The organism is Roseateles sp. P5_B10, from assembly GCF_056400485.1.
Map to the genome: position 1 here is coordinate 1 of NZ_JBFULE010000214.1, position 7,423 is coordinate 7,423.

At 67.7% G+C, this 7,423-nt stretch carries 6 protein-coding genes; 2 read left to right on the forward strand and 4 right to left on the reverse strand.

Annotated elements, in window-relative coordinates; all coding sequences use genetic code 11:
• Nucleotides 1–361 (forward strand): EAL domain-containing protein (locus AC1DU6_RS14635; RefSeq protein WP_477857934.1); only part of this gene is annotated, 361 nt, incomplete at its 5' end.
• A gap of 273 nt (nucleotides 362–634) precedes the next feature.
• Nucleotides 635–1,852: a 6-phosphofructokinase gene (locus AC1DU6_RS14640; protein WP_457325190.1), complete on the forward strand. Its 1,218-nt coding sequence runs from the start codon at nucleotides 635–637 to the stop codon at nucleotides 1,850–1,852.
• On the opposite strand, the gene AC1DU6_RS14645 is transcribed toward AC1DU6_RS14640, so the two are convergent.
• The 4 genes from AC1DU6_RS14645 to AC1DU6_RS14660 form a co-directional block, all read right to left on the reverse strand.
• Nucleotides 1,839–3,506 (reverse strand): hypothetical protein, encoded by a 1,668-nt coding sequence (locus AC1DU6_RS14645; protein ID WP_477857936.1) that lies wholly within the window; start codon nucleotides 3,504–3,506, stop codon nucleotides 1,839–1,841. The two genes, AC1DU6_RS14640 and AC1DU6_RS14645, sit on opposite strands and share 14 nt — an antisense overlap.
• A 5-nt stretch (nucleotides 3,507–3,511) precedes the next feature.
• The gene (locus tag AC1DU6_RS14650) at nucleotides 3,512–5,224 is read right to left on the reverse strand and encodes an Hsp70 family protein (protein WP_477857937.1); all 1,713 of its coding nucleotides are present in this window, start codon (nucleotides 5,222–5,224) and stop codon (nucleotides 3,512–3,514) included.
• A 61-nt stretch (nucleotides 5,225–5,285) separates the two neighbouring features.
• Nucleotides 5,286–7,121: a COG1361 family protein gene (locus AC1DU6_RS14655; RefSeq protein WP_477857939.1), complete on the reverse strand. Its 1,836-nt coding sequence runs from the start codon at nucleotides 7,119–7,121 to the stop codon at nucleotides 5,286–5,288.
• 73 nt (nucleotides 7,122–7,194) lie between these two features.
• On the reverse strand, nucleotides 7,195–7,423 hold a 229-nt coding region (locus AC1DU6_RS14660), incomplete at its 5' end, for a YciI family protein (RefSeq protein ID WP_477857941.1).

The window sequence follows — 7,423 nt, forward strand, 5'->3', positions numbered from 1 at the left end:
GGAAGACGCCGACCTCGTGCTGCGCGTGCTGGCCGACATCAAGCGCCTGGGCTTCAGCGTCGCCATCGACGACTTCGGCACAGGCTTCTCGTCGCTGAGCCAGCTGCGCCAGCTGCAGGTGGACCGTCTCAAGATCGACCGCGCCTTCGTGCAGGAGGCGCAGGCCTCGTCCGCCGGCTCGACGATCGCCCAGATGGTCATCAACCTCGGCCGCGGCCTGGGCCTGACTGTCATCGCCGAGGGCATCGAGACCGAGGAGCAGCGCCAGTACCTGATCGGCCTGGGCTGCCATGAGGGTCAAGGCTGGCTGTTCGCCAGACCCATGCCCGCGGACCAACTTGAAACCTGGATGGGCCGGTAGGCCCCTCGCCTGGTCTTGCCTGCTGAACGCGGCAGGCCCAGTCGTTCTTGCAGACCGCGCCGCGTCTTGCGCCGCAGCTCTTCGACAGACACATGCCGCCCACTGGGCGCCATGTGGCCGGTCTCAGCCCCCGAGGGGACGGCGACGCTTGCGGCATTGAGCCGCAAGCACATCGCCAGGCGGGCCGGCTCGGGAGCGGCCCAGCGCTCGGCCCGGAATACCTCAGAGACCCCTAAACTCCGCGCCGTCGATTGACGACAGCCAGGAGCGTTCATGAGTCTCGCCAAGATCCTCGTCGCCCAAGGTGGCGGCCCCACCGCGGTCATCAACCAGAGCCTTGTCGGTGTCGTGCTCGAAGCGCGGCGTCAGGCCGGTGTGGGCAAGGTCTACGGCGCCCGCCATGGCGTGCGGGGCATCGTCAACGAGGACTTCGTCGACCTGACCCAGGAGACCAGCCACAACCTCGAGCTGGTGGCCAACACGCCGGCCTCGGCGCTGGGCTCCACGCGCGACAAGCCCGATGCCGCCTATTGCCGCGAGATCTTCACGGTGCTGCAGGCGCATGGCATCACGCACTTCTTCTACATCGGCGGCAACGACTCATCGGACACCGTGCGCATCGTCTCGGAAGAGGCGCAGGCGGCGGGCTACCCGCTGCGCTGCATCCACATCCCCAAGACCATCGACAACGACCTGGTGGGCAACGACCATACGCCGGGCTATGCGTCCGCCGCGCGCTTCGTCGCCCAGGCCTTTGCCGGTGCCAACCTCGACAACGCGGCCCTGCCGGGCGTCTACGTCGGCGTCGTCATGGGCCGCCATGCCGGCTTCCTGACCGCCGCGGCGGCCCTGGGCAAGAAGTTCGAGGACGACGGCCCCCACCTCATCTACCTGCCCGAGCGCCACTTCGACAACGAGCAGTTCCTGCGCGACGTGAAGGCCACCTACGAGCGCTTCGGCCGCTGCGTCATCGCCGTCAGCGAGGGCATCCACGACGCCAGCGGCACGCCGATGCTGTCCAAGCTGGCCGGTGACCTGGAGCGCGACGCCCACGGCAATGTGCAGCTCAGCGGCACCGGCGCGCTGGCCGACCTGCTCTGCGAGGAGATCAAGACCAAGCTCGGCATCAAGCGCGTGCGCGGCGACACCTTCGGCTATCTGCAGCGCAGCTTCCTGGGCTGCGTGTCCGACGTGGACCAACGCGAGGCCCGCGAGGTCGGCGAGAAGGCCGTGCAGTACGCCTTCCACGGCGACCGCGACGGTTCGGTCGCCATCAAGCGCGTCGGCTACTACGCGGTGGACTACGAACTGTTGCCCCTCACCGCCGTGGCCGGCAAGACGCGCACGATGGAAGACGAGTTCATCACCGAGAGCGGCACCGACGTGACCGACGCCTTCCGCCTCTACCTGCGTCCGCTGCTGGGCTCGGGCATGCCGGATGCATTCCGGCTGCGGCCGAATCCGGTGGCCAAGGTGCTCAAGCGCGGTTGAGCCGGGCGAGCGCCCAGGTTTCGGCGCGGTGCTGCAGCTGGTGCAGGGCCAGCGTCAACAGCACCCAGGCCAGCACGAGGTAAGTCACTGGTGGGTGTGGCCTCGAAGACAGCAGATAGGCCAGGGTCAAAAGGCTGGGCAGCATGGCGAAGGGCCAGCCCCAGCGCTGAGCCAAGGTCAGTGTGCTCGTGATCGGGCGGCAGGCGGCATCCAAGAGAAAGTTGCCGCGGAGCCTGTCCTCGAAGCGCGCGGTGCCGACCAGCACGTACAGCATGGCGGTGGCGATCACGGCGGCCCTTGGGGCATCCGTTGAGGCCCAGTGGAATAGCAGCGCGCTCACCGGCACCAGCAGGCCGATGCAGGTCGGGCTGTAGATCGGGTTCAGTGGCCAAGCCAACATCGCACCCAAGCACAGCAGCAACCAGGGCGCGGCGCCCCGCATCATTTGCAGCGTTGCGATCGCGTAGTCGGGTACGGGGAGCGTGGCGGCCGTCAGATCCCAGCTGTGGCTGAATACAGCCAGCACCCCGGCGACGGCGACACACCCCAGGCCAACGGCCGGCTGCCGCTCATGCAGCCGCCAACGCTGCAGTGACGTCATGGGCACAGCCTCGTCCGGGCGCTCGGGGGGCAGGCCATGCATCAGCGCTCCAAGGACGTGGCTGATGCCGAGCCAGGTGAAACATCCCGTGCACCAAATCATCATGTTGGCCGCCGTCATGCCCATGTCGTCCGACATCAGCAGGAAAAAGATCCACACCAGACCGCCGAGCAGCCCAGCCCGGAGCAGTCGGGCCCCCGCCAGCAGCCGATCCAGTGACTCTCGCATCAGCGGGTTGACGCCGCATTGCTCCAGTGCTTTTGGATCGGTGCCGTACAGCACTCTTGCCAGCATGGGGCGCAGTGCCAGCGCGAGCCGTCGTGCCAGCGTGCCGCTAAAGCGCAGTTCGTCGAGTTCAAGCAACGGCCTGACGCGGGCCTTCAACGCCTCGCTGGGCGGTTCTGGCGGCTTGGGTGGCTCAGGGGGCGGGTGACGATCGCGTACGGCCTGCTGGATGTCTAGCGCCCGCTGTCGTGACTGGCGATCACTCAGCGACTGTCTCAGCGCCTCGGCGAGCCTCTTGCCCATATCGCGCCCGGCGCGGAAGTCTTGCTGCCAGCCAAAGTAGGCGTTCAGAGCTTCGACGAAGGCGTTTGGCAAGTTCGCCTGGTGCACGACCCAGCGCGCGAAATGCGCCGACCACTCGGACTGCGACGCCAGCGGCTGGGCCTCCAGCGTGATGCGCAGCGCCGGCCATTCGGCGACCAGCCAGGGCGAGCCGTGCTGCTGCCACAGCGTGTGCAGGCGCTGGACCGTGTACTCGACGGAATCGGGCGGCGGCGGCAGCTCGTCGTCCACGGCGACGCGGGCCGCGACATCCGCTGAAAGAGGTTCGTGGCCTGCTGGTTCAGCGAGTTCGTCAGTTTCGGGCTGCTGGCTTCCCTGCAGCTTCAGAGACTGTTGCGCGCGCTCATAAGCCCCGCGGAGCGCCTGGTAGGCCTCGGTGTCATCGTCTGGCCGCGTGCTCTTCAGCTTCAGCGCATACGCCTTCTTGATCGCGCTCAACTCGGTTGTCGGCGCGATACCCAGCAGCGCCCAGTCCTGATCCCGCATGGCCGTCAGAAGCGGAAGGAGGTGTCAATGCTGTCCAGTGCCTCCTTGAACTGCTTGCGCGCCTGGCGGATCTGGCGTGAGTCCTGGGCCTGCAGTGCGGCTTCGAACTGGATCAGCCAGTCCTGCAACATCAGGCGGTCGTTGCCCAACCGGTCCTCGAACAGGCGCTTGGCGCGTTCGATCAGGTAGCGGTTGTCCTGCTCGTCGCGCGGGTGGCGCTTCAGGGTTTGCAGCCGTTCGCGCGTCGCGACGATCTCAGCGGGCGAGAGGCGCCCGCCCTGGCTTTCAATGATGAGTTCGTGCTGCTGGCCGCCGGGTGTCTCGCGAGCCTCGACTTCGAGCAGGCCGTTGGCGTCGTAGGTGAATCGCACCTCGATGCCGGCATGGCCAGCGGGCGCCGGCTCGACGGCGATCTCCAGCTTGCCCAAGTGCAGGTTCTCGGAGCCCACAGGTGACTCGCCCTGGCGCACGTCCACGAGTATTCGACGCTGGCCGTCACTCACCGTGTGATACCTCTCCACGCGTGACACCGGCACCGGTGTGTTGCGTTCGATGATGGGTGAGAAACGGTCTTTGACCATGCGGCCGCCGATCGCGCTCGCCGCGACGATGCCCAGGGAATAAGGCATCACATCGGTCAGCACGACGTCGTCCAGGGCCGCATCGCGCGCCTTCAGGCCGGCCTGCACGGCCGCACCCATGGCGATGGCGAGATCGGGATCGAGGTTGCGCAGCGGCAGGCGCTGGAACAGCCGCGTGACCAGCTGGCGCACCATGGGCATGCGCGCCGCGCCACCGACGAGGATGACCTCGGCCAGACCGCTCGGGTCGAGCTGGGCATCGGCCAGGGCGCGTTCGATGGGGCGGCGCAGGCGTTGCAGCAGCTCTTGAGACGCGGCCTCGAAGTCGGCGCGGCTCAGCGTCGTGCCCAGCGGGCACTCGCGCCAGACGGTGTTGACCTCGGCACTGTCGCGCTCGCCGAGATCGCGCTTGGCCTGCTCGGCCAGGCGCCACCAGGTCTCGCTCTCGAACCAGGCCTGGCGCTCCTCGGTGCCGAATCCCTCGCACTGCTTGGCAAACAGCTGTGCGATGACGCGGCTGAAATCCTCGCCGCCCAGGCGCGTGTCGCCGGCGCTTGCGCGCACCTCGACAACGCCGTCGAAATACTCCAGCACCGACACGTCGAAGGTGCCGCCGCCGAGGTCGAAGATCAGGAAGCTGCTGTGCTCGGGCCGCTGTTGCAGGCCATAGGCCAGGCCGGCCGCGGTGGGCTCGTTGAGCAGGCGCTCGACCCTCAGCCCGGCGATCTCGCCTGCCGTGCGGGTGGCGCGGCGCTGGGCTTCGTTGAAGTAGGCCGGCACCGTGATGACGGCCTCGGTGATGGGCTCGCCCAGGAAGGCCTCGGCGTCGGCCTTCAGCGACTGCAGCACCAACGCCGACAGCTCTTCGGCGCGCAGCGACTTCTCGTGCCGGCCGGTGCGCAAGGCGATTGGCTTGTCGCTGCCCATCCAGCGCTTGAAGGCCAGCGCGGTGGACTGGGCGTGCAGGCCGGCGCGCTCGCGGGCAGCCAGGCCGACGAGAGTGTGGCCCTGCTCGTCCAGGCTGACGGCCGATGGCGTCAGGTAGTCCCCGTGGGCATTGGGGATCAGCACCGGCGCGCCGTCGCGAAAAACGGCGGCCGCGCTGTGCGTGGTGCCGAGGTCTATGCCCAGGATCATGTCGAGAACTCCCTTTTGTTCCGGGCCGCAGGCGTAGCGGCTCTTTCGTAGCCTGCCGCGATCAGTTGCTGACGAACATCCAGCGGCCCATCAGGTCGCCACCACGAGCGCCGAGGAAGACGGCCATGTTCATCGTCTGCACGTGATGAACGGTGCCTGCAAAGCACAGGCGCTCCTTCACGAACTGGCCATTGCTGAACGCTCCCGGCAGCCAGTCCCCACGCAGCACACCCTGGAACACGCCCGGTTGCGCGCTGCCTGACAACTGAGCCGACAGGCCGCACAGGCCCAACGTGCCCGTTTGTTGTAAGTACTGCAGGGCGCTCGTGGGCGGCATCCCGAGCGGCAGGTCGATGTAGGGCAAGTTGTCGCTGCTGGATCTGACGAAGCCGTTGCTGGCCGTGGACTGGCCACTGGCGCTTTCGAACGTGGTCTCGTGCAACTCGTCGTCGTAGCTGGTGAAGGCATGGAGCGCCTTGGCAGGCAGGGCCATCCAGAACTCGCTGGCACCTGTCGCGGCATCGCGGGACGACGAGACCAGCACGGGGCCGTCGGGGCTGGCGGCCGCGCGCAGCCGCACCACCCTGTCCCGTGACACGAGTTCGATCTCGCTGCCGACGAGCGCGGCTTCGAAGCGGGTCAGCCTCGCGGCCGGACATTGCTCGAAGGGCGTGGGCGCGTCGGGCAGGCACAGCTGCAGCCCACCGTCCTTGAACAGGGCCGAGCCGACATAGGCGTCCTGCGGCTTGCCGCTGGCATCCGAGCGCGAGCCCAGCACGTTGAAGCTGAAACCCTCCAGCTCGCTGAGCTGGGTGACCAGGCGGCGCGGCGCCAGGTAGGGCTTGCGCACGCCGCCGATGTCCAACCCGAGCACAACGAACGGTCCTCCCACCATGTTCACGATGCCGCGGCTCCACGGCGCGTTCGTGCTGACGTAGGCACCAAGAAATCCTGTTCCCGTGACGTTGATGTGGAACGGCGCGCGGTAGTCGACTCCCGCGGCCATGGCACGTAGCGTGTCTAACACGCCGAGGGTCAGTCGGTAGTGAYGGCCCTCCAGATCGCTCATGAAGRGCTGGTAAGCCGCGGACTGGCCGTTCACCGCTTCGTTGTTGGCCGGATTGGCATCGCCCGCCGCGTCGGCCCGGCTGCCCAGGCCTTCTCTATAGGTGTCCGGCTCGTCTACCTGCACCTGCAGCTTCAGCATGCCGCCGGCGGGCAGGCGCGCAAGCGTCATCGCTTCGCCCAACGCGGTTGGGCAGTTGGAGCCTGTGTTCGCCGTGCAGCCCGCAATGCGCCACGTCTGCCCGGGCAGCGTGAGGAGATTCCAGCTCACGTCGGCGGCATCGTCCGGCCCCAGGTTGGACAAGGTCACCTCGTAGGTGCTCGTCGAGGGCGGGCTTGTCGCGGCACCGGCCGGCACGTCGACAGTGACAGCCAGATCGACCACATAGGCGGTGAGTTCCTGCCGCCAGATCGTGCTGGCGCCCGTGGCGCCAGCCTGCCAGACATTGCGCACCGCGCCACGGTAGGCGGGCTTGACGCGCAGCTGCTGGCGAAGCACCACGGTGGCGCCGGCGGGAATCTCGGCGATGTCGACGCCACCATCGTTGCGTGGCGTGCAGCCGGCGGTCTCGCAGCTCAGCGGCAGCTGCAGGGCCTGGGCATCGGGACTGACGGACACGACCACCGCGCGTGCGCTGGCATTGCCGGTGTTGCGCAGTTCAACGCGGTGCAGGTGAACAACCCCGCCGGGCGCGCGGCTGGCATCGTCCGTGGCCGCGCTGAGCCGCAACTGCGGGGTGGGAGCGGGCTCCGTGGGAGCACCGCCGCCACCACCGCAACCGCTCATACCCACGGCTAGCGCCCATGCCAGCACTGCTGCAACTCGTCGCATTCTGTTCTTCTCCCTCAGAACGCAAGCGTAACGGAGCGACATGACCGCGTTCCCACCTGCTCAAGGGGTGTGGTCAAGGCTTGGGCTTGATCAGCTTCGTATGCCACTCGTTGACCGCCATCAGCGCCGCCGAACCGAAGTGGCGGTGCACATCGGCCACCATCTCGCCGTTGATGATGACGGGATCGGTGTCGACGGCCTTGCGGGCGACCTCGGGGTCCTTGGTGGCGAAGATGAAGAGGCCGCGCAGGCCGTTCTGGCCATCCAGCGGGCCCGCATAGACGAGCAGGCCTTCCTTGGCC